Source organism: Blastococcus sp. TF02A-26 (genome assembly GCF_003319125.1).
Lineage (GTDB): Bacteria > Actinomycetota > Actinomycetes > Mycobacteriales > Geodermatophilaceae > Trujillonella.
This window is the reverse complement of the sequence record NZ_QOHG01000001.1, coordinates 232,271-253,419: the sequence shown is the minus strand read 5'-3', so window position 1 is coordinate 253,419 and position 21,149 is coordinate 232,271. Positions and strand designations below refer to the sequence as shown.

At 74.1% G+C, this 21,149-nt stretch carries 21 protein-coding genes and 1 pseudogene; 10 read left to right on the top strand and 12 right to left on the bottom strand.

Going from position 1 to position 21,149, the window contains the following annotated elements:
* Positions 1–41: 41 nt before the first annotated feature.
* From fabI to DQ240_RS01225, 3 genes are read right to left on the bottom strand one after another with little or no spacing between them, the layout of a single operon-like run.
* Positions 42–821, bottom strand: a complete 780-nt coding sequence (gene fabI / locus DQ240_RS01235) for an enoyl-ACP reductase FabI (protein WP_113837804.1) — start codon at positions 819–821, stop codon at positions 42–44.
* Complete coding sequence (gene fabG, locus DQ240_RS01230; protein WP_113837983.1) at positions 821–1,525, bottom strand: beta-ketoacyl-ACP reductase; 705 nt, start codon at positions 1,523–1,525, stop codon at positions 821–823. The genes fabI and fabG overlap by 1 nt, the downstream gene beginning before the upstream one ends.
* A 2-nt stretch (positions 1,526–1,527) precedes the next feature.
* Positions 1,528–2,175 (bottom strand): TetR/AcrR family transcriptional regulator, encoded by a 648-nt coding sequence (locus DQ240_RS01225; RefSeq protein ID WP_233498392.1) that lies wholly within the window; start codon positions 2,173–2,175, stop codon positions 1,528–1,530.
* A 59-nt stretch (positions 2,176–2,234) separates the two neighbouring features.
* Between DQ240_RS01225 and DQ240_RS01220 the strand changes: the two genes are divergently transcribed.
* A complete protein-coding gene (locus DQ240_RS01220) occupies positions 2,235–2,642 on the top strand; it encodes a RidA family protein (protein WP_113837802.1) in 408 nt (135 codons plus the stop codon).
* Positions 2,643–2,652: 10 nt separating this feature from the next.
* Positions 2,653–2,958, top strand: coding sequence for a hypothetical protein (locus DQ240_RS01215; protein ID WP_113837801.1), 306 nt, complete (start codon positions 2,653–2,655; stop codon positions 2,956–2,958).
* Here DQ240_RS01215 and DQ240_RS01210 read toward each other — a convergent pair.
* The gene (locus DQ240_RS01210) at positions 2,955–3,296 is read right to left on the bottom strand and encodes a hypothetical protein (RefSeq protein ID WP_113837800.1); all 342 of its coding nucleotides are present in this window, start codon (positions 3,294–3,296) and stop codon (positions 2,955–2,957) included. The genes DQ240_RS01215 and DQ240_RS01210 overlap by 4 nt on opposite strands.
* A gap of 165 nt (positions 3,297–3,461) precedes the next feature.
* Between DQ240_RS01210 and DQ240_RS01205 the strand changes: the two genes are divergently transcribed.
* Positions 3,462–3,665: a zinc-ribbon domain-containing protein gene (locus DQ240_RS01205; RefSeq protein ID WP_113837799.1), complete on the top strand. Its 204-nt coding sequence runs from the start codon at positions 3,462–3,464 to the stop codon at positions 3,663–3,665.
* A gap of 368 nt (positions 3,666–4,033) precedes the next feature.
* Positions 4,034–4,240, top strand: coding sequence for a helix-turn-helix domain-containing protein (locus DQ240_RS24355; RefSeq protein WP_113837981.1), 207 nt, complete (start codon positions 4,034–4,036; stop codon positions 4,238–4,240).
* Between the two features lie 42 nt (positions 4,241–4,282).
* Here DQ240_RS24355 and DQ240_RS24350 read toward each other — a convergent pair whose 3' ends face one another.
* Both DQ240_RS24350 and DQ240_RS01190 read right to left on the bottom strand, forming a co-directional pair.
* Complete coding sequence (locus DQ240_RS24350) at positions 4,283–5,350, bottom strand: transglycosylase family protein (RefSeq protein WP_304548192.1); 1,068 nt, start codon at positions 5,348–5,350, stop codon at positions 4,283–4,285.
* Positions 5,351–5,440: 90 nt separating this feature from the next.
* Positions 5,441–6,280, bottom strand: coding sequence for a LysR family transcriptional regulator (locus tag DQ240_RS01190; RefSeq protein ID WP_113837798.1), 840 nt, complete (start codon positions 6,278–6,280; stop codon positions 5,441–5,443).
* A 93-nt stretch (positions 6,281–6,373) separates the two neighbouring features.
* Here DQ240_RS01190 and DQ240_RS01185 point away from each other — a divergent pair, with 93 nt between their 5' ends.
* The 6 genes from DQ240_RS01185 (at position 6,374) to DQ240_RS01155 (ending at position 12,767) form a co-directional block, all read left to right on the top strand.
* Positions 6,374–7,108 carry an SDR family oxidoreductase gene (locus DQ240_RS01185; protein ID WP_113837797.1) on the top strand — a complete coding sequence of 245 codons (735 nt, stop codon included), beginning with the start codon at positions 6,374–6,376 and terminating at the stop codon, positions 7,106–7,108.
* 74 nt (positions 7,109–7,182) lie between these two features.
* The gene (gene msrA / locus DQ240_RS01175; protein WP_113837980.1) at positions 7,183–7,695 is read left to right on the top strand and encodes a peptide-methionine (S)-S-oxide reductase MsrA; all 513 of its coding nucleotides are present in this window, start codon (positions 7,183–7,185) and stop codon (positions 7,693–7,695) included.
* Positions 7,696–7,796: 101 nt separating this feature from the next.
* Entirely contained in the window at positions 7,797–8,714 is a 918-nt protein-coding gene (locus DQ240_RS01170; RefSeq protein WP_113837796.1) for a hypothetical protein, read from the top strand.
* Positions 8,715–9,426: 712 nt separating this feature from the next.
* Entirely contained in the window at positions 9,427–10,398 is a 972-nt protein-coding gene (locus DQ240_RS01165; RefSeq protein WP_113837795.1) for a zinc-binding dehydrogenase, read from the top strand.
* Between the two features lie 318 nt (positions 10,399–10,716).
* Positions 10,717–11,289: a hypothetical protein gene (locus DQ240_RS01160; RefSeq protein WP_113837794.1), complete on the top strand. Its 573-nt coding sequence runs from the start codon at positions 10,717–10,719 to the stop codon at positions 11,287–11,289.
* A complete protein-coding gene (locus tag DQ240_RS01155) occupies positions 11,286–12,767 on the top strand; it encodes a glycosyltransferase (protein WP_113837793.1) in 1,482 nt (493 codons plus the stop codon). Before DQ240_RS01160 ends, DQ240_RS01155 begins: the two co-directional genes overlap by 4 nt.
* A 49-nt stretch (positions 12,768–12,816) precedes the next feature.
* Here the strand turns inward: DQ240_RS01155 and DQ240_RS01150 are convergent, their stop codons facing one another.
* From DQ240_RS01150 to DQ240_RS01125, 6 genes and pseudogenes are all read right to left on the bottom strand, one after another.
* A complete protein-coding gene (locus tag DQ240_RS01150) occupies positions 12,817–13,770 on the bottom strand; it encodes a VWA domain-containing protein (protein WP_113837792.1) in 954 nt (317 codons plus the stop codon).
* The gene (locus DQ240_RS01145; protein ID WP_113837791.1) at positions 13,767–14,867 is read right to left on the bottom strand and encodes a DUF58 domain-containing protein; all 1,101 of its coding nucleotides are present in this window, start codon (positions 14,865–14,867) and stop codon (positions 13,767–13,769) included. The genes DQ240_RS01150 and DQ240_RS01145 overlap by 4 nt, the downstream gene beginning before the upstream one ends.
* Before the next feature lie 218 nt (positions 14,868–15,085).
* Positions 15,086–16,144: pseudogene (locus tag DQ240_RS01140) on the bottom strand (AAA family ATPase); the annotation flags it as partial.
* 239 nt (positions 16,145–16,383) lie between these two features.
* Entirely contained in the window at positions 16,384–17,709 is a 1,326-nt protein-coding gene (locus DQ240_RS01135) for a C40 family peptidase (protein ID WP_113837789.1), read from the bottom strand.
* Positions 17,710–17,790: 81 nt separating this feature from the next.
* Positions 17,791–19,113, bottom strand: a complete 1,323-nt coding sequence (locus tag DQ240_RS01130) for a DUF222 domain-containing protein (RefSeq protein WP_233498390.1) — start codon at positions 19,111–19,113, stop codon at positions 17,791–17,793.
* A 490-nt stretch (positions 19,114–19,603) separates the two neighbouring features.
* Positions 19,604–21,139: an AMP-binding protein gene (locus tag DQ240_RS01125; protein WP_113837788.1), complete on the bottom strand. Its 1,536-nt coding sequence runs from the start codon at positions 21,137–21,139 to the stop codon at positions 19,604–19,606.
* Positions 21,140–21,149 lie beyond the last annotated feature (10 nt).

The window sequence follows — 21,149 nt, the reverse complement described above, 5'->3', positions numbered from 1 at the left end:
TCATTCTCCGCCGGGAGCCCGGCGGATGCGGTTCGGGAGGATCACACGCCGACGGCGTGGAACCCACCGTCGACGTGCACGATCTCGCCGGTCGTGGCCGGGAACCAGTCCGACAGCAACGCGACGACGGCCTTGCCGGCCGGCTCGGTGTCGGTGACCGACCAGCCCAGCGGCGCGCGGCCCTCCCAGGCCTCCTCGAACTGCTTGCTGCCCGGGATCGACTTCATGGCCATGCTGCGCAGCGGCCCGGCGGCGACCAGGTTGACGCGCACCCCCTCCGGCCCGAGCTCGCGGGCCAGGTAGCGGGAGGTCGACTCCAGCGCCGCCTTGGCCGCACCCATCCAGCCGTACACGGGCCAGGCCACGGAGGCGTCGAAGGTCAGCCCGACGACGGAGGCCTGCTCGCCGAACAGCGGCCGGCAGGCCTGGGTGAGCGAGGCCAGCGACCAGGTCGAGACCTGGAACGCGGTGGCCGCGTGCTCCCAGGCGACCTCCGGGAAGCCGTCGCCCATCGCCTCCTGGGGCGCGAAGCCGATGGAGTGGACGACGCCGTCGAGGCTGTCGAAGCCCTCGGCGCGCAGCCGGTCGGCGAGGCTGGCCAGGTGCTCGGGATCGGTCACGTCGAGCTCGATCACCGGCGGCTCCTGCGGCAGCCGCTTGGCGATCCGCCGGCACAGCGACAGCGTGCGGCCGTAGTTGGACAGGACGACGGTGGCGCCCTGCTCCTGGGCGATCCGCGCGGTGGCGAACGCGATCGACGCCTCGGTGAGGACGCCGGTGACCAGGATCTTCTTGCCCGTCAGCAGGCCCGTACCGCTCATCAGTGCCCCATCCCCAGTCCGCCGTCGACCGGGACGACCGCCCCGGTGATGTAGCCGGCGTGCTCGCCGGCGAGGAACGTCACGACCCCTGCCACCTCGTCCGCCGAGGCGTACCGCCCCAGCGGGACCTGGCCGAGGATCTCCTGCTGCCGCTTCTCGGGCAGCGACGCCGTCATGTCGGTCTCCACGAAGCCCGGCGCCACCACGTTGGCGGTGATGCCGCGCCCGCCGAGCTCCCGGGCGATGGACCGCGCCAGGCCGACCAGGCCGGACTTGCTGGCCGCGTAGTTCACCTGGCCGGCCGAGCCGAGCAGGCCGACCACCGAGGACACGAAGACCATCCGGCCGGCGCGGGCGCGCACCATCTTCGGCGTCGCGCGCTTCGCCACCCGGTAGGCGGCGGTGAGGTTCGCGTCGACGACGTCGGTGAAGTCCTCCTCCTTCATCCGCATGAGCAGCCCGTCGCGGGTGATCCCGGCGTTGCTGACCAGGACCTCCACCGGCCCCTGGTGCTGCTCGACCTCGGTGAAGGCGCGGTCGACGGCCTCGGCGTCGGTGACGTCGCAGGTCACGCCGAACAGCCCGTCGGGCGCCCCGCTGCCGCGGTGGGTCACCGCCACGGCGTCGCCCTGCGCGGCGAAGGCCCGGGCGATCGCCAGCCCGATCCCGCGGTTCCCGCCGGTCACCAGCACGGACCTGCCCACGATCACTCCCCTGTGCCGACGCTCCCCGTGTCCGCTCCCGAACCTAGCGCCCATGCCCGGGCCACCGAGGCGCGGCAGGCACCGGGGTCGTCCCCGGCCGCGGTCAGCAGCGCCACCGCCGTCTCCACCGAGTGCGCGGGGACGACGTCGGCGGGGAGGACGCCCTGGACGACGAGGGACAGCAGCCCGTGCCCGGCCACCCAGAGCCGGGTGGCGACGGCGGACGGGTCGGCCGCCGGCGCGAGCCGGCCCTCGTCGCGGGCACGGGCGGCGGCCGCAACGAGGAGGGCGAGACCGCGGTCGGCCCCGGCCGGGTCCTCCAGGTCCGCGACGGCGTCGAACATCGCCCGGTACAGCGCCGGGGAGTCCAGTGCGTTGGCCGCGTAGGCGACGGCGAGCGCGGCCACGTCGTGCACCGGGTCGGCCGTGCGCGGGACCCGGGCCAGCCGCTCGTGCAGCCGGGTGAAGCCCTCCTGCCGCACCGCCCGCCACAGCCCCGGCATGCCGCCGAAGTGGGTGTAGACGGCCATCGTCGAGGCGCCGGTCCCCTCGACGAGCGAGCGGAGGGTGACGGTCTCGCGGGCGGCCAGCATCGCGGCGGCGCGTTCGACGAGACGGAGGCGGACGTCGGGATCGGCGGTCCTGGGCACGGGTTGACAATACATGGCATTGCTATGCAATGCTTCAGCTCCACACCGAGGAGGCACTCATGTCCATCGAGCTGATCAACCCCGCCGGCCTGCCGGTCCCCGACGTCTACGCCCAGGTCGCCGTCGCGCGCGGCAGCCGCACCGTCTACCTCGCCGGGCAGGTGGCCCGGACCGCGGACGGCGAGCCGGTCGGCGCCGGGGACCTCGCGGCGCAGACCGAGCAGGCGTTCCTCAACGTCGCCACCGCGCTGGCCGGCGCGGGCGCGAGCTTCGCCGACGTCGCCAAGCTGACGGTGTACGTCGTGGACTGGGACCCGTCGAAGTTCGCCGCGTTCGGCGAGGGCGCCGGCCGGGCCGCAGCCCGGCTGGGCATCGACCCGGTCAAGCCGGTGACGCTGATCGGGGTCAGCGCCCTCGGGGAACCCGATCTGCTCGTCGAGATCGACGCGGTCGCCGTCTGCGACTGACACTGGGGCCGTGACCCTCACCGACCTGCGCACCGCCCGCGGCGTCATCCGGCTGCTCAACAGCAGCGCCGGCGGGGTGCTGTGCCTGGCCGGCGAGGTGGACGCCGCGGCCGTGACCGACTTCGTCCGGCGCTACGGGCGCGAGCCGGCCCGGGTGGCGGTCGTCGACGCCGGGTCGGTCACCGCCCTGTCGCCGTCGGGCCGGGAGATCGTGCTGGACCACCTCGAGGTGGCGCGGCGCAGCGGACGCCCGGCCGCCCTGCGCTCCTCGGCGGCGGCGGACCGGTCCCTCGCCGCCGCCCGCGAGGTCGGCTAGACCCTCGTGGTCGTCTTCAGGTAGAGCTGCTTGCGCACCCAGCCGGCGAGGCAGTGCAGCACGGCGTGCCCCTCGGCCGAGGCGTACCCCTGCTCGGTCCGGACGGCGTCGAGCAGCTCGGCGCTGTCGGCGGTCCCGGTCCGGGAGAACCGGTCCAGCACCTGACCGGACGGCGTCGAGCTGCGGAACATCGTGGCGATGCCGAGCGCCACGCGGTCGGAGACCGCGAGGGTCACCGGCGCGCTCGCCATCGCACCGCGAGTCGTCAGGACCTCGGCCGTCTCGCCCAGGACGGTGAGGTCGCTGGCGGGCGCGTTGGCCCGGCACTGGACCTTCACGTCTTCTCCTCACGTCGGTGGTGCTCGTGCCCCGCTGGTGCGGGGGCACTGCGGAGAGCATCGACCGTCCCGCCCCCCTCCTGCAGGCCATCGGGCGTCGGCACTCCTCCCACGGGTGAGGTCCGCCGTCCGGCGGGGCGGTCGGCCCGGACCTACGCTCGCTCGATGTTCTTCCTCTTCGGGTTCGGCACGAAGCAGCGGGAGCTCGGCCCCGGCGCGGTCCGGACCTGCCCGAACTGCGGCAACACCACCGCCTGGGCGCGGGTGCGCGAGTCGAAGCAGTTCACGGTCTTCTTCGTGCCGCTGGCGCGGTGGGGCCGACGGGAGCTGGAGATCTGCACGGTCTGCGGCACCGCCGTCGAGGTCTGAGGCCGGACGGTCGTCCCGCCGACCTCACGCATCGCACGTCCCCCGCACGGCGCACGGTCAACAGTTGACGAATGGGACCGGTCCGTCTCGTCCTCCTCGTACTGTCGGCGACCCGGGAAGTCCCCCTACCGTCTGTATCAGCACAGGCGCTCAGCGTTGCAACCGGCAACGCGGACCGACGCCCCCTGGACTTCCCCGAGGAGAACCCCGTGTCCCTGCCCCAGCGCTACGCCACCCCCGCCCAGACCCGCCCCGCCGTCCCGGGCCAGCGCCCCGCCGGCTACGCGCCCGCCGGTGGCCGGCTGCCCGTCGCGGGCCTCCAGGGCCAGCGCCCGGCCGGCATGCGCCCGATGGCCCAGCCGCAGGGCATGCGCCCGGTGGCCCCGGCGCCGCGTCCCGCCGTCTCGTTCCTGACCGTGGCCGAGGTCGCGGCGATCATGCGGGTCTCGAAGATGACCGTCTACCGCCTCGTGCACGGCGGCGAGATGGCGGCCGTGCGGGTCGGCCGGTCGTTCCGCGTGCCGGAGACCGCCGTCCGCGAGTACCTCTCCGACGCCCGCACCGACGTCGCCTGATCCCCCAGCGCCTGATCCGTCAGGGCGCGGGGGCCGGACGGATCAGAGCAGCCGGCCGCAGGTCGGCCAGGCACCCGGCCCCTGTCGCGCCAGCACCACCTCGGCGGCCGCGATCTGCTGCTCCCGGGTGGCCAGGTCGGCGCGCGGGGCGTAGGCCCGCCCGCCTGCTCCGTCCCAGGTGCGCTGGCTGAACTGCAGCCCGCCGTAGTAGCCGTTGCCGGTGTTGATGCTCCAGTTCCCGCCGGACTCGCAGCGGGCGACGGCGTCCCAGTCGTTCCCCGGAGACGCGGCCGGCGGCGCCGGCGCCGGCGCCGGCGCCGGCGCGGGAGCCGGTCGGGGTGCCGACGTCGACGTCGACGAGGGCGCAGGCGCAGCCGGCGCGGGCGGCGGCGGTGGTGGCGCGGCCTGGGCCTCGAGCGCGACGAGCGACTCCCGCGCCGCATCGAGCTGCGCCTGCAGCTCCGCCTGGCGGGCCTGCAGGTCGGCTACGCGGGCGACCGCCTCGGTCCGCACCGTCTCGGCCGTGGCCAGCGCGGTCCGCGCCTCCTGCCGGAGCTCCTCGCTGCGGGAGACCGCGGTGTCGGCGGCCGAGGTGGCCGCCTCCGCCTGCTGCTGGGCCGCGACCGACTGCTCCACCACGGCCGACCGGTGGTCGGCCACCGCGTCGAGCAGCGCGGCGCGCTCCACGATCTGCGCGGGGCTGCCCGAGGTGAGCAGGCTCTCCAGGGTCGGCGAGGTGCTCCCGGACATGTAGCTGCTCCGGGCGAACTCGCCGACCGAGGCCTGGGCCGCGTCGAGGCCGTCCTGCGCCGTGCGGGCGGCGGAGTCGGCGGCCTGCACGTCGGCCTGCGCCTGCTCGTACGCCTGCTGCGCCTCCGCGGCACGACCCGCCGCCAGCGCGACGTCGGCGTCGGCACGGGCGAGGTCCGCCTGCGCCGTCCCGATCTCGGTGAGGGACCGCTCCACCTCGCCCGCGGCCGCCTCGGCGGCCTGCCGCGCGTCGTCCGCGGGTGCGGCCGTGGCCGGTCCCGCACCGCCGAGCACCGCGAGGACGACGACGATGCCGAGGCCGCCGGCGCGCCGACGCCCTCTCCGCTCCCCCACCTGCACGCCGTCTCCTCTCCCCTGGCCGGACACCTCGTCGATGGTGCGCCCCGATCGGGGGATGCGCCGCCCCGGCGTCCGACAGGTCGGTCGTCGTCAGAGGCGGAGCGCGGTCCGGACCAGCCCGGCGACGGCGAGGGACCGGCTGTGCGGCGGCCACGCGATGACGGTCGTGACCTGCGGGGCGTCCACCACGGGCACGGCGACGACGCCCTCGCGCAGCATCGACCGGACCGAGTCGGGGAGGACCACCGACGTCCGGCCGAGCGCGACGAGCTGCAGGAGCTGGGTGTGGTCGCGGACCTCCGGTCCGGGTCCGGGCGCGTAGGAGCCGTCCGCGTCGGGCCAGCGCGGGTGCGGGAGGTCCGGCACGTGCGCGAGGTCGGCGAGGCGCAGCTGCCGGCGGCCGGCCAGCGGGTGACCGGACGGCAGGACCGCCACCTGCCCCTCCGTGAGCAGCTCCTCGGTGTCCAGTCCCGCCGTCCCGTCGAAGGGCCGGTGCAGCAGGGCCACGTCCGCGCGGCCGCTCCGCAGCAGCCGTTCCTGCTGTCCCGGCCCGCAGAGCACCACGTCGACGGGCACGGCTCCGGGTTCGGCGGCGTAGGCGTGCAGCAGCTTGGCGAGCAGCTCCTCGGAGGCGCCGGCCTTGGTGGCGAGCACGACCCCGGGCGTGGCGAGCGCGGCGCGGCGGGTCCGCTGCTCGGCCGCCTCCAGGGCGTCGAGGGCGATCCGACCCTCGCGCAGGAGCACCGCACCGGCGTCGGTCAGCGAGACCGAGCGGCTGCTGCGCTCCAGCAGCGACGTCCCGAGGCGGCGTTCGAGCTGGCTGATCGCCCGCGACAGCGGCGGCTGCGCCATGTTCAGCCGCTGCGCCGCCCGGCCGAAGTGCAGCTCCTCGGCGACGGCGACGAAGTACCGCAGCTCGCGCGTGTCCACCGCCCGAGGGTAGGCCCGTCCATACCCCTGGGGTATCGCCGGCGGACGAGACGGTCGTGGACGCGGCAGCGGGCCGGTCGCAGGCTCGACATCATGAGCGAGCAGAAGACAGCCCTGGTCACCGGGGCGAACAAGGGCATCGGCTACGAGATCGCAGCGGGTCTGGGCGCGCTCGGCTACACCGTCGGCGTCGGCGCGCGGGACGCCGACCGTCGCGACGCAGCGGTCGCCCGGCTGCGCGACACCGGCGTCGACGCGTTCGGCGTCCCGCTGGACGTGACCGACGACGCCGGCGTGGCCGCCGCGGCGGAACTCATCGAGCGGCACACCGGCCGGCTGGACGCCCTGGTCAACAACGCCGGCATCACCGGGGACGTCCACGGGCAGACCCCGAGCACCGCCGACCTCGACGTCCTCCGGTCGGTCGTGGACACCAACGTCCTCGGGGTCATCCGGGTCACCAACGCGATGCTCCCGCTGCTGCGCCGCGCGCCGTCGCCGCGCATCGTCAACGTGTCCAGCGGTGTCGGGTCGCTGACGCGGCAGTCCGGCCCGGACGGCGCGCTGACCACCGGGCCCGTGGCGGTGGCCTACTCGCCGTCGAAGACGTTCCTCAACGCCGTGATGCTGCAGTACGTGCGGGAACTGGCCGGCACGAACATCCTGATCAACGCCGCGTGCCCCGGCTTCGTCGCCACCGACCTCAACGGCTTCCGCGGCGTGCGCACCCCGCAGGAGGGCGCGCGGACCCCGATCCGCCTGGCCACCCTGCCGGACGGCGGCCCGACCGGGGGGTTCTTCGAGGACGCCGGCGTCGTCCCCTGGTGAGCGTCGCGCCCGGGTGGAAACACCGGCCCCGGTCGCGGTGTTCACCGGGTGTGCTCGACGAGAAGGAGGCACACGTGACCACTGAGACCGCGATCCTCGCCGGCGGCTGCTTCTGGGGCGCCCAGGACCTGCTGCGCAAGCGCCCCGGCGTCCTCACCACCCGGGTCGGCTACTCCGGCGGCGACACCCCGAACGCCACCTACCGCAACCACGGCGACCACGCCGAGGCGGTCGAGATCGTCTTCGACCCCGAGGTGATCTCGTTCCGGGAGCTGCTGGAGTTCTTCTTCCAGATCCACGACCCGTCGACGAAGGACCGGCAGGGCAACGACGTGGGCCGCAGCTACCGCTCGGCGATCTTCTACACCAGCGAGCAACAGCGGCTCGTCGCCCTGGACACGATCGCCGACGTCGACGCCTCGGGCCTGTGGCCGGGGAAGGTCGTCACCGAGGTCGAGCCGGCGGGCCCGTTCTGGCAGGCCGAGGAGGAGCACCAGGACTACCTCCAGAAGATCCCCTTCGGCTACACCTGCCACTACGTGCGACCCGACTGGGTGCTCCCGCGTCGCGAGGCGCAGACCGCCTGACGACCTGAGGCCCCACCGGTCCCGGATGTGACCGGTGGGGCACCGGGGAGCCGTGGGGCGTGGCGCCCCCACCGGCGCCCGTCCCGTGCGCACGATGGGGCATGCCCGCCCGACCGGACGCCGTCGCCGTGCTGCCGGCCGCTCCGGGCGTGTACCGATTCCGGGACGACGGCGGCCGCGTGCTCTACGTCGGGCGGGCCGGACAGCTGCGCTCCCGCGTCAGCTCGTACTGGGGCGAGCTTCGCGACCGCCGCCACCTGCGGCGGATGGTGGTGCGGGTCGCCCGGATCGAGGCGCTGGTCTGCGACTCCCCGCACGAGGCCGCCTGGGCCGAACGCAACCTGCTCGAGCGGTCGATGCCACCGTGGAACCGGATCGTCGGCGGCCTGGAGGTGCCGGTCAGCATACGGCTGGACCCGTTCCCGGAGGCGCCCCGACTGGGCCTCGCCCCCGCTTCCGATCCCGCACCCGGCGCCCGCTGCTTCGGGCCCTACCTCGGGGCCCGCAAGGTGAAGCTGGCCGTGTCCGGACTGAACCGGCTGTACCCGATCGCACATGCCGGCCCCACGCGCAGCGCCGGCGCGCGGGAGCTCGCCCGGCTGCGCGGTGGGCAGGACCGGCCCGTGGCGCACCTGGCGAGGGCCGTGGAGTCCGTGCTGGACCGCGAGCCGACGGCGGTCGCCGACGCACTCGCGGCACTGGCCGCCCGGCGCGACGCCGCGGCCGAGGCGCAGGCCTACGAGGCCGCCGCCCGTCTCCAGGAGGAGATCGAGGCCCTGGAGTGGGTGGTGGCGCCGCAGCGGGTCACCGTGCCCGCCGAGGAGGGCGACCGGACCGTCACCGCCTGGGCGGACGACGTCGTGGTGCGGCTGCGCATCCGGGACGGCCGGCTCCGCGCCTGGGAGCAGGAGACCTGCACACGGTCGCGGCCGGGCAGCAGGGCGCCCGACGGGTGGGCGCCCTTCCTACGTCGTAACGCGGACCTGGCGGCCCGGCTCGCCGCGTTGCCCGTGATCTGACGAGCGGCTGCACGTCTGCCGGTCGTCGTCACCCTGCACGGCGTTCGGCCAGCACACTCCTCGGACCGGACGCGCTCGACGTCCGTGACCGTGGGCTCCAGCCCAGATCGTCGACGGCGTCGCCGACCGCCCGGCACGCGGATCTAAGGGGCCGGCGAGCGACCGCCGGTCCGGTGTCGGCGGTCCCCCGACCGCGAGCACAGCAGTTCCGCGCCGCGTACCGGAGGAACGAGCCGTGCGGACAACGGCCCGGGTCCGGCAGGCGGACGCGACGGGGGTTCGCCGGGTCGCGCCGCCAGCCCGCCGGCAGGTCCTCGTCGACCTCGATCGGCACGGGGATGGGCGGCGTGTGCTGCCGCCCGGCGTCGTAGAGGACGAAACGGGCGACTTCCTGGGGTCGATTCAGCGTCGACATCGTCATGACACACCTCCGGCGAGATCCGGCACCTGGAGCGCGCTCCCCCGAAGGCAACCGCGGAGCAGTACTGGCATCGGGGGCATGTATCGAACATACGTTCGACGTACGACGGTTGCCAGTGGACGCGGCGCGCGAGCCACACGTCGTGCGGCCGTCCCGCTCAGCACGGCGAGGAGCGACGCAGGAGAGGAGGTGGTCGCTACCAGCGGAGTGCACGACCTGGCGGTCCGGCCGGTCTGGGGCGGCACTCGGCCGCGTACCGCTCCGCCGACGTCGTCCCCTAGCGTCCTCTCCATGCGCGCAGTCCAGATCACCGAGTTCGGTGGACCCGAGGTCATGAACGTCGTCGACCTGCCCGACCCGACGCCCGGGGACGGTGAGCAGCTCTTCGAGGTCTCCACCGCGGGCATCAACTACGCCGACACCCACCAGGCCGAGAACAGCTACCTCGCGCCGCAGACGCTGCCGCTGATCCCGGGCGCGGAGTTCGTCGGCTCGCTCGCGGGCGGCGGGCCGCGGGTGGTCGGTCTGCTCGACGGCGGTGGCTACGCGGAGAAGGTGTCGGCGCACCCGCGGCTCACCTGGCAGGTCCCGGACCCCGTCTCCGACGAGCAGGCGCTGTCCGTCGTCCTCCAGGGCTCGACCGCGTGGCACCTGCTGCGCACCAGCGCTCACCTGGCCGCGGGCGAGACCGTCGTCGTCATCGCCGGCGCCGGCGGGGTCGGCTCGCTGGCCATCCAGCTGGCCAAGCGCTGGGGCGCCGGCCGGGTCATCGCCACCGCCTCCAGCCCGGAGAAGCGCGCGCTCACCGAGGAGCTCGGCGCGGACGCCTCCGTCGACCCGGCGCTGGCCGACGACGACCCCAAGGCCTTCGCCGGCGCGCTGCGCGAGGCCAACGGCGGCAAGCCGGTCGACATCGTGCTCGAGATGACCGGCGGCAACGTCTTCGCCGGGTCGCTGTCGGCGCTGGCGCCGTTCGGCCGGCTGGTCACCTACGGCATGGCCGCCCGCCAGGAGACCGCAGCGGTGCCGCCGGGCGCGCTCATGCAGCGCAGCCGCGCCGTCATCGGTTTCTGGCTGGCCCACTGCATGGCGCGGCCGCAGATGATGGACGACGCCATGACCGAGCTCCTGCAGCTGGTCGGCGACGGCGCGCTGGAGCCCGTCATCGGCGGGAAGTACCCGCTGTCGGCCGTCCGCGAGGCCCACCAGGACCTCCGCGCCCGCCGCACGACCGGCAAGCTGGTCCTCGACCCTCGTCGCTGATCCGGGGGCCGCCGGTCACCGCGGGTGACCGGCGACCAAACCCCCGTGGCGCGCGTCTCACCCACTCGGACGAACGCCCTCGCCTGATCGGGTGGAGACGCCCCACAGCTCCCCCGCCCGTCCCTACGGTCGGTCACGGCCGCAGTTGGGGGACAGCGCCGTTTCTCTCCTCGTGCGGTCGTCATCGATCGAACACGGGGGGATTTCGTGTCACGACGCACGCTCAGATCCGGGCGCCTCGGACCAGGTGCCGCAACGCTCGGACTGTCACTCGCTCTGCTCGCCGGGGTCACCGGCTGCGAGCTGCCCGACCTCAGCATGAGCCCGGACCTGACGCCGGACTCGGCCGCCGAGTCCAGCCCGGCCGAGGCGACCGACGCCGGGTCCACCGACGCCGGGTCCACCGACGCCGCGAGTGCCGTGGCCTCGGCCACGTCCACCGCCCCGGTCCGCCCTGCGGGCGACCTGGACAGCGGCTCGCTCACCCGGGTCCTCGCCGCCGGGGCCCAGGACGTCGTCATCGACTACTGGACCGCCGACCAGGCCACCGCCTGGACGACGACCGGCGAGAAGAACCTCCAGCTCTCGGCCCACGTCGAGGGCGGTTCGGAGGAGGACACCGAGGTGCTCGTGACCCGCTTCGTCGTCACCGCCGACGACGGCGTCAGCCGCACCGTGGCCGTCGAGGACCGCGGCGAGTTCGCGCTCATGCGGCCGTTCAGCTACAGCACCGCGTTCACCGTGCCCGAGTCCGCGCCCACCGCCGACGCGGTGACGCTCTACGTCCAGTTCGACCTGCTCGTCGAGACCGAGCCGGGTTCCCAGCGCTACTACCGCCAGACGGTGCTCGACACCCTCGAGCTGCCGCTCCTCCAGGAGGCCTCCGCATGACCGAGCTCGTCGTCCACGGCATGCGTCGGGCCACCGACCGCGTGCACCTGCTCGCCCGCTCCGAGCAGGGCGTCCCCGACATCACCTCGCTGGTGCCCGCCGAGTTCGGTGGCGCGGTCCACGAGGAGCAGCGCCGCACCGCCACCATCAGCTGCGTCATCCCGGCGTACAACGAGGAGTCGACCATCGCCGACGTCCTCACCTCGCTGCTGTCGCAGACCCGGCCGCCGGACGCCATCCACGTCGTCATCAACAACACCGACGACGACACCCCGGAGATCGCCGGCCAGTTCGCCGGCGAGCACTTCCGGGTGGTCAAGGGCGAGGCGTACCACACCGTGGTCCACGTCCACGACATCGGCGAGAACCCGGACAAGAAGGTCGGCGCGCTCAACTTCGGCTACTACGTGAGCCGCGGCCACGACTACATCCTCGGCGTCGACGGCGACACGACCCTCGACCGCCGCTGCGTCGAGTGGCTCGAGAAGGAGATCGTCACCGACCCCCGCATCGGCGGCCTGTCGGCGATCTACACCTTCGACAAGTCGCAGGTGAAGGGCGCCATGGCGAGGTACCTCGTCGCCGGGCAGCGCGCCCAGTTCGCCGGCTTCAACATGGACAACCTCGTCCGCGGCCGGAACATGGCCGTGCTGGGCGGGCAGTGCAGCCTCTTCAGCATGCGGGCGCTCGAGGCCGTGATGTACCGCAACCACCAGGCCGCCCCGTGGGTGCGCGACTCGGAGGTCGAGGACTCGAAGCTGTCCCTGCAGATCAAGGACGCCGGCTTCAGCACCAAGATCAGCGCCCACGCACGGGCGTTCGTCGGTCCGATGACGACGCTGCGGGCGCTGCACGGCCAGCAGGTGAAGTGGAACTTCGGCGGGCTCGACCTGCTGTGGCCGGGTCAGCGCGGGGACACCAAGGGCCAGCCCCTGCACCCCAACCTGCGGCTGCGCTGGTACGAGAACATCTCGATGGTCTTCAACATCGGGACCCGCATGTCGTTCCTGCTGCTGCTGGCCGCGGCGCTGTCGATCGACGCGTTCGTGTTCAACCCGATCTGGCTCATCCCGCCGGCGGTCGCCACCCTGCTGAACCTCCGGATCGCCCTGTCGATGCACGACAAGAGCGCCTCGGACATCCTCTACGCGTTCCTCTTCGCCCCGGCGGAGCTCTACATGTGGATCCGCATGGGGCACTTCGTGAGCGCCTGGGTGCAGTTCCTCTCGCGGTCGGAGAAGGACAACTGGGCGGCGCAGGCGGCTGCCGAGAAGGGCCGGGGGTCGGCGTACGTGATGCCGGCGGTCTGCGCGCTGGCCACGTTCCTGGTCCTGATCTACGCGTGGAGCCAGCAGGACGTCGGCGTGCAGTCGGCGATCCTGTCCATCGGCTGGCCGGTCCTCTACCTGGTGACCGTCCTGCAGACGCTGTTCATGATCAAGAAGCTGCTGCGCCGCCAGCGGGGCTTCACCGTCTGAAGCACGAGCGGAGTCGCTCGAGTGCGGAAACCGCACTCGAGCGACTCCGCTACAGCAGGCGGTTGGTGAACAGCAGGCTCATCACGCAGCCGAGCAGCGCCAGCAGCACGCCGCCGCGGACGAACCAGTAGCTGACGTCCTGCGGCTCGGTCGTGTAGCCGATCTGGCTGCCGAGGTCGCTGTAGACCTCCTCCAGCTCCGCGGCGCTGGCCGCCTCGCTGTAGCTGCCGCCGGTCTCCTCGGCGATCTCCTCCAGCGCCGCCCGGTCGACGGGCACCGGGACCGAGTCGCCCTCGATCTCGACGCTGCCGTAGTCGGTGCCGAAGGCGATCGTGGACACCGGCACCCCGGCGTCCAGCGCCGAGTCGACCGCCTGGGTGGTGCTGCGGCCGACCGTGTTGGAGCCGTCGGAGAGCAGCACGATCCGCGCCGGCACCTCCTCCTCGGACTCCCCCAGCGCCGACTGGAAGTTCGCGATCGCCTGCAGGGAGGCGAACACGGCCTCACCGATCGCGGTCGCCTCCGCCAGCTCCAGGTTGTCGATGGCCGCGCGGACCTGGCCCCGGTCGGTGGTGGGCGTGACCAGCGTCGTGGCCGTGCCGGAGAACGCCACCAGACCGAGGTTGATCTCCTCGGGGAGGACGTCCACGAACTCCTTGGCCGCCACCTGCATCGCCTCGAACCGGGTGGGCTCGATGTCGGTGGCCTCCATCGACATCGACACGTCGACGGCCATGACGACCGTCGCCCGCTCGCGCGGCACCCGGACCTCGGTGCTGGGCTTGGCGAGCGACACGATCAGCACGGCCAGCGCGAGCGTCACCAGGCCGAAGGCGACGTGCCGCTTCCAGCCCGGGCGCTTGGGCACCAGCGTGCCCAGCAGCGCCACGTTGGTGAAGCGCGCGGCGTACTTCTTGCGGCGCAGCTGGAGGACGACGTACAGCGCCACCAGGGCCGCGACCGCCGCCAGGCCGAGCAGCCAGAGTGGCGTCTGGAAGGTCATCGGGAGGCCCCTCCGGAACCGGCGCGCCGGCGGTCGGCGACGAAACGGACGACGTCCATGAGCCAGTCACGGTCGGTGCGCAGCTGCAGGTGACCCGCGCCCGCCCGACGCAGCGCCCGCGCGATCTGCTGGCGTTGGGCGGCGGCCCCGGCGGCGAACCGGGCACGGAACTCCGCGTCGCCGGTCGGCACCTCGAGGGTCTGGCCCGTCTCCGGGTCGACGACGGTCAGCAGCCCGACGTCGGGCAGCTCCAGCTCGCGCGGGTCGACGACCTCGATGGCCAGCAGCTCGTGGCGGGCCGACAGCAGCCGGAACGGCCGTTCCCAGTCGCTGTCGCCCAGGAAGTCGGAGATGACGACGACGAGCCCGCGGCGGCGCGGTGGCCGGCGCAGGCTCTCCAGCGCCGCGGCCAGGTCACCGCGGCGTCCGCCCGCGGCGCGGGGCGTCGCGACGACCGAGCGCAGCAGCCTGTCGGCGGCCAGCCGTCCACCGGCCGCCGGGTAGCGGTCGACCCGCTCTCCGGTGGTGACCACGGCACCCAGCCGGTTGCCGCCGCGCACCGTGAGGTGGCTGACCGCCGAGAGCCCCGCGATGGCGAGGTCGCGCTTCTGGCAGTTGGCGGTGCCGAAGTCCAGGCTCGCCGAGAGGTCGACCACCGCCCAGGTCTCCAGCTCGCGGTCGGCGACCGTCTCGCGGACGTGCGGGACCTGGGTGCGCGCCGTCACGGGCCAGTCCATCCGACGGACGTCGTCGCCGGGGTGGTAGGTCCGGGAGTCGCCGGCCTCGGTGCCGGAGCCGGGGACGAGACCGAGGTGGTCGCCCTGCAGCAGGCCGTCCAGCCGCCGGCGGACGGTCAGCTCCAACCGCTGGAGCAGCACGTCGGCCGGCCCCTCGGCGAAGTTCGGCGGTGCGCCGTTCCCCCGGTCGGTCACCCAGGTGGGCGTCTCCTCGGCCGGAGGCGCGTCGGGAGTCGCCTCCGCACCGCCGTCCGGCTGCTCGGCGTCGCCGTCCTCGGCCGGCTGCTCGTCACGCGGCGCCTCGGCGGCGTCCTGCTCGGGCGGGGCCGCCTCGGCGGCCGCCCTGCGCCGGAGTCTCACGCCGACTGCGGCCCGTGCCCGTAGCCGTTGCTGCCGGGACCCTGCGGGCCGGCCGGAGCGGCGGGTGCGTGCGGAGCCTGGCCGGGCACGGGCGGGGCGAACTGCGGCGCCGGCCCGGGCGGGCCGAACTGCGGCCCGGGCCCGCCGAAGCCGGGCACGGTGGGCCCGCCGGGCACCGACGGCCCGAAGCCGCCCGAGCGCTGGCGCGGGGTGACCTGCGGCAGCGGCACCGTCTGCAGGATCCGCTTGACCACGTGGTCGGCCGGCACCCCGTCGGCCAGCGCGTCGTAGGAGAGCACCAGCCGGTGGCGCAGCACGTCGGCGGTGATGTCGAGGACGTCCTGGGGCAGCACGTAGTCCCGCCCGCGGACCAGCGCCAGCGCCCGGCTGGCGGAGATCAGACCCAGTGAGGCACGCGGACTCGCGCCGTAGGTCACCCACGAGGCGACGTCGTCCATGCCGTGCTCGCGCGGGGCGCGGGTGGCGACCACCAGGCGGACGACGTAGTCGACCAGCGCGTGGTGGACGAACACCTGCGAGGCGGTGCGCTGCATGCGGCGCAGGTCGTCCAGGCCGAGGACCGTCTCGGCCACCGGGGGCGTGGAGCCCATCCGGTAGATGATCTCGCGCTCCTCCTCCGGGCTCGGGTAGTCCACGAGCACCTTCATGAGGAACCGGTCGCGCTGCGCCTCGGGCAGCGGGTAGACGCCCTCGGACTCGATCGGGTTCTGGGTGGCCAGCACGAGGAACGGGTCGGGCAGCGGGTGGGTGACCCCGCCGATCGAGACCTGGCGCTCGGCCATGACCTCGAGGAGCGCCGACTGCACCTTGGCCGGCGCGCGGTTGATCTCGTCGGTGAGGACGAAGTTGGCGAACACCGGGCCCAGTTCGGTGTCGAAGGTGTCCAGCCCGGCCTTGTAGATGCGCGTGCCCACGATGTCGGCCGGCACCAGGTCGGGGGTGAACTGCAGGCGGGCGAACTTGCCGCCGACCACGGTCGCCAGCGTCTCGACGGCGAGGGTCTTGGCCACGCCGGGCACGCCCTCCAGCAGCACGTGGCCGCGGGCCAGGAGCGAGACGAGCATCCGCTCGACCAGGCGGTCCTGGCCGACGATGACCCGCTTGATCTCGAACAGGGCCCGCTCGATGCGGGCCGCGTCGGCCGCCGGCGGAACGGGCTGACCGCTCGCAGCGGTGGCGCCCTGGGGGCTGTCGGCGGAGGTGCTGGCGGCCTGGGTCACTGCGCTCCCTGCTCGTGCCGGGTCCGGCCTGGGCAGGCCGGCGGGGGACGGCGTACCCGTCCCCGGCCCAGTGTCCTACACCTGCGGCCCGAGCCGGTCAGGACGGCCGCGACGCGACGCGACACGCCGTCCCCCTGCCCCGCGGGCCAGGAGGCTGCTAACCTCGCCGGTGCGTCGGGCAGCTCCCCCCGTGGCTGCCCGACGCCCTGACGTCCAGGGCCTCGCGCACCGCGCGAGGCCCTGATCCGTCTCCGGGGCCGGTGGGCCCTGCGGCGTCAGCCCGTGGGGCGGACGGCGCCGTAGTAGTCGTTGCCGTAGTACATGTTCATCTCGCGCACGACGTCCCCGCTCTGCGGCGCGGCGATGATCCGGCCGCCGCCGAGATACAGCGCGACGTGGTAGATCGTCGTGTAGGACGCGCCGCTCCCCCAGAACACGAGGTCGCCGGGCTGCAGGTCGCTGCGGGCCACCGTGCGGTCGCGGAAGCGGTAGTACTGGTCGCGGCTGGTCCCGCCGACCTGGACGCCGGCCTGCGCGTAGGCGTACTGCATCAGACCCGAGCAGTCGAAGCCGTAGACGTCGGTGTCCGGCGGGATGCCGTACGTCGGGCCGCTGGCGTTGCCGCCGCCCCAGCTGTAGACCACACCGCGCTGGCTGCGCGCGGCGGCGATCGCCCGGTCGACGACCGAGCCGGACGGCGTGCCCGCGGTGGTGCTCACCGGTGCGGGGTTGCTGCTCGGCGGCGCCGGCGCGGGCGCGCTGCTGCCACCGCCACCCTGGCTCTGCGGCGCGCCGCCACCGGACGAGCCCTGCGGCGCGGAGCCACCGGACGACGGCGCGCTCGGCGCGGGCCGGGCGGCCTGCTGCGCGGCGGCCTGGCGGGCGGCAGCCTGCTGCTCCGCGGTCAGCCGGCCGACCTCTGACTCGGCGACCTGCAGCTGCTGCTCGACGACCGCACGCTGCTCGGTGAGGGCGGCGGTCTGCTCGCGGGCGGCGGTCTCCTGGGCGACGGCGGCATCCAGCTGCACCGATGCCTGGGCCTCCAGCTCGACTGCCTGCTGGGCGGAGGCGGTGGCCTCCTGCTCGGCGGCGGTGGCCTGCTCCTCCAGCACGGTGAGCTGCCCGACGACGTCGACCCGGTGGGTGCCGGCCGCCTCGAGCAGGGCGGCGCGCTCCATCAGCTCGGTGGGGCTGCCGGAGGTGAGCAGCGCGGTGATGCCCGGCGCCGTGGTGCCCTGCATGTAGCTGGTGCGCGCGAAGTCGGCGACCTCCGCCTGACCCTGGGCGAGCTCGGCCTGGGCCTGGTCGACGGCGGCCTGGGCGGCGGCCTCGGCGGCGCGGGCGGCCTCGAGGGCGGCCTGGGTCTCCTCGTAGTCCTGCAGCGCGATCTGCGCGTTCTGGCTCGCCTGCGCGGCGGCGGCCTCGGCGGCGGCGAGCTCCGCGCTCAGCTGACCCACCTGGGCGGCAGCGGCGTCGCGCTCGGCCTGTGCCGCGGCGACCTCCGAGGCGCTCGGCGCGGCCGAGGCCACGCCCGGGGCGATCCCGAGGAGGACCAGTGCGGTGATGCCGGTGCCTGCTCCCCGGACGGCCCATCGGGACATCCGTGCTGGTCGTCGCCTCGTCCGCGCAGCGCTGTTCACCCTTTCGGGAACGGCGCCCCCGACCTCACCCTTGACCGCCCCTCACCCGTCGGGGTGAGTCCCGACGGCACCCGGCAGGGCACGCGCTGGTGCCCCGCGGCCGGGTTCGGCCGCGGGGTGGTCGGGGCTGGAGGGCGTCAGGTGCGCAGCGGTGGGTGGATGACGATCTCGGTGCCGTCGGGGCGGTAGGTGCGCCATCGGGCTCCGGGTGGTGCGGTGTCGTCGCGTTCGACGCGGTAGCCGTGGTGGACCTTGGTGTGGTGGCGTTCGCATCTTCCTGCGATGGCCCCCGTGCAGGGGCCCGCCGCGAGCCTGCGAGGGGCGGGGGGCACGGGGGTCCTTCCTGTCGCAGAACCACTTCGGGGCCTCGCAGCCGGCGAAGACGCACGTCTGGTCGCGGAGCTCGACGGCTCCGCGGATGTGGGGTGGGACGACGCGGTGGTCGCGGCCCAGGTCGGTGGGGAGGCTGTCAGGTTCGAGCACGATGCGGCTGACGGTGGAGTCGCAGGCCATCCAGCGGGCGCGGGCGGCGGAGATGGTGGCGCCGAGGCCGGTGTCGGCGGCGGCGGGGCCGGTGGTCGGGTCAACGAGGTCGTCGATGCCGATCGTGACGATCACGTGCGGCTTGACGGTGCGTAGCACCGGCAGCTGCCCGGAGGCCAGCGCGAGGTCAGCGAGCTGGACGAGGGCGTCGCCGCCGCGTTGGGCGCGGCTGCGGGTGTCGCCGGCGCAGCGACCCGCGGCGGAGATCGATTCCAGCGCGGTGGCGATCTTCTGCCCGCCGACGGCGTCGAAGCTGCCGCCCGCGGTCCACGTGCCGTCGGGGTGCTGGACCATCGTGAACGCCCGCTCCTCGGTGGGGTCGGGCTCCTTCCCGTCGGGGTCGAGCTTGGCCAGGTACTCCCCGACGGCCAGCTGGAGATCGCGGTGGGTGCCGCGGCAGGCCAGCTCCACCAGCGCGGCCTCCACCGCGGCGATGTCGATGCCCTGCTCGGCGGCCAGCTCAGCATTGGCCGGCTTGGCGATCTCGGCGATCACCTCGACCTGATCGACCCCGATCAGTCCGGCGGCGAACGCGGCCTCGGTGGCCGGCAGCTGGTCGAGGACGCGCGCGTGAACCACCAGGTCCTTGGCCAGCGCACCGGAGACCCGCAGGTGCCCGCGCAGCCAGGACTGCATCGTCTTGGCGCCGTCGTGCTCGCACGCCAGCCGCACGTCGGCCCGGCGGACCGCCCGGGTCAGCGCCGCCGACAGACGGTGGGACGTCATGACCAGCTCACGCACGTGATCGAGCAGCGGCCCGTCGGTGAGCTCGTCGAGGTCCAGGCCGGCGAGCTCGTCCAGTGCCGACCGCAGCTCGCCCACGACCGCCTCCTCACCCCTTCGAATGTGTGTTCGATTCTAGCGGGTCAGCGGTGGTCCGGCGAGGCGTTTCCCCAGCTCAGACGCCTATTCACACATGAGCGGCGGCCCTTGACAGCGCCTGAAGGCCCGTTCCACCGCACCCGGTCCACCAGTGGCAGAGGCAACGGGGCATCGGCCCAGGAGTAGACCTCGAGTGAGGAGAGCAGGCCACCGTCGAGGAAGACGATCAGGCCCCCGCGCGGCTCGCCGTCCGCATCGACCACCAGGCCCTCGACCGGCAGCGGGCTCGGTGCCGGCGAGCGCGGCGGGTCGAGGGGGACGTGGAGGTCGAGGGTCCCGCACCCGCAGGTGCAGCCGGGCGCCGCGCTGACCTGCGGGGCCTGCCCGCGCAGCGCTCCGACCCCGTGAACTCGAGGCGGAGGAACGCATCGTGGAGCGCCGCCTCGTCACTCGTCAGCGGCCGCCGAGGGCGGGCCGGCCCCGCGGCCACCTAGTTGACCTGGCGCTCCGAGTCGGCCCAGAAGCTCTCGCGCAGCTTGAACTTCTGGATCTTGCCGGTGGCGGTACGCGCGAGCTCGTCGCGGAACTCCACCCGCTTGGGCACCTTGTAGCCGGCGAGGCTGGCGCGGCAGTGGGCGACCAGCTCGGCCTCGCCGACCTCCTCGCCCTCCGCGAGGACGACGAGCGCGGTGACCATCTCCCCCCACTTGTCGTCGGGCACGCCGATCACGGCCACCTCGGCGACGGCGGGGTGGCTGAAGAGCACGTCCTCCACCTCGATGGAGGACACGTTCTCGCCACCGGTGATGATCACGTCCTTCTTGCGATCGGAGATCGTGACGTAGCCGCCGTCGTCGACCGTGCCGCCGTCACCGGTGTGGAACCAGCCGCCCTCCAGGGCCTCGCCGGAGGCGTCCGGGTTCTCCCAGTAGCCCGCCAGCACGGTGTTGCCCTGCGCGAGGACCTCGCCCGACTCGCTGATCGCGATGCGGGTGCCCAGCGCCGGCACCCCGGCCCGCGACAGCCGCTTGGCCCGCTCCTCCGGCTCGAGGTCGTCGTACTCGGCGCGCGGACGGTTGATGGTCAGCAGGGGCGCGGTCTCGGTCAGGCCGTAGATCTGGTTGAACTCCCAGCCGAGCTCGGCCTCGATGCGGGCGATGGTCCGCGAGGGCGGCGGCGCTCCGGCCACCACGACCCGCACGCGGTCGCGGCCGGGGATCTCGCCGTCCCACTGCTCGGCCGCCTCCAGGACGGCGTTCCACACCGCCGGCGCCCCGGACATCATCGTGACGCCGTGCTGCTCGACGCGGCGCAGGATCTCCGCGCCGTCCACCTTGCGCAGCACGATCTGGCGGGCACCCAGCCCGGCCATCGTGTACGGCAGCCCCCAGCCGTTGCAGTGGAACATCGGCAGCGTGTGCAGGTAGACGTCGCGGTCGCTGACCTGCATGTGCATGCCGAAGGTGACCGCGTTGACCCACAGGTTGCGGTGGGTCATCTGCACGCCCTTGGGCCGCGCCGTCGTCCCGCTCGTGTAGTTGATCGTCGCGGTCGCGTCCTCGTCGGGCTCGGCCCACGGCACCGGCTCCGCGTCGAAGCGCAGCAGCTGCTCGTACTCCTCGCCGATCACCAGCCGGTGCTCGGCCGACACCCCGCCGAGCGCCGGCTCCAGCTCCGGGTCGACCATCAGCACCCGCGCACCGGAGTGGCCCACGATGTAGCGGACCTCCTCCTGCGACAGCCGGAAGTTCACCGGCACCGCCACCCGGCCGGAGGACGGGACGGCGAGCAGCACCTCCAGCAGCCGCGCGGCGTTGTGGCTCACCACCGCGATCCGCTCCCCCGCCCCCACCCCGAGGGCGTCGAGGCCGGCCTGGAGGGCGCGGCCGCGGCGGGCGACCTCCCGCCAGGTCACCTCGCCGAGCGAGGGCGCCGGCTGGGCCGGCTCGTCCACGATGCCGATGCGGTCGCCGTAGACCAGCTCGGCGCGGTCGAGGAAGTCGCGGGTCGTCAGGGGCACGCGCATGGGGCGGACG

What these genes read in the sequence shown, in the direction of transcription:
- DQ240_RS01185 (WP_113837797.1), top strand. Translation starts at nt 6,374, where the DNA reads ATGAGCGAGCAGAAGACAGCCCTGGTCACCGGGGCGAACAAGGGCATC.
- DQ240_RS01125 (WP_113837788.1), bottom strand. Translation starts at nt 21,139, where the DNA reads ATGCGCGTGCCCCTGACGACCCGCGACTTCCTCGACCGCGCCGAGCTG.
- DQ240_RS01220 (WP_113837802.1), top strand. Translation starts at nt 2,235, where the DNA reads ATGTCCATCGAGCTGATCAACCCCGCCGGCCTGCCGGTCCCCGACGTC.
- DQ240_RS01135 (WP_113837789.1), bottom strand. Translation starts at nt 17,709, where the DNA reads ATGTCCCGATGGGCCGTCCGGGGAGCAGGCACCGGCATCACCGCACTG.
- DQ240_RS01205 (WP_113837799.1), top strand. Translation starts at nt 3,462, where the DNA reads ATGTTCTTCCTCTTCGGGTTCGGCACGAAGCAGCGGGAGCTCGGCCCC.
- DQ240_RS01160 (WP_113837794.1), top strand. Translation starts at nt 10,717, where the DNA reads ATGAGCCCGGACCTGACGCCGGACTCGGCCGCCGAGTCCAGCCCGGCC.
- DQ240_RS24355 (WP_113837981.1), top strand. Translation starts at nt 4,034, where the DNA reads ATGCGCCCGGTGGCCCCGGCGCCGCGTCCCGCCGTCTCGTTCCTGACC.
- DQ240_RS01165 (WP_113837795.1), top strand. Translation starts at nt 9,427, where the DNA reads ATGCGCGCAGTCCAGATCACCGAGTTCGGTGGACCCGAGGTCATGAAC.
- fabI (WP_113837804.1), bottom strand. Translation starts at nt 821, where the DNA reads ATGAGCGGTACGGGCCTGCTGACGGGCAAGAAGATCCTGGTCACCGGC.
- DQ240_RS01155 (WP_113837793.1), top strand. Translation starts at nt 11,286, where the DNA reads ATGACCGAGCTCGTCGTCCACGGCATGCGTCGGGCCACCGACCGCGTG.
- DQ240_RS01150 (WP_113837792.1), bottom strand. Translation starts at nt 13,770, where the DNA reads ATGACCTTCCAGACGCCACTCTGGCTGCTCGGCCTGGCGGCGGTCGCG.
- DQ240_RS01170 (WP_113837796.1), top strand. Translation starts at nt 7,797, where the DNA reads ATGCCCGCCCGACCGGACGCCGTCGCCGTGCTGCCGGCCGCTCCGGGC.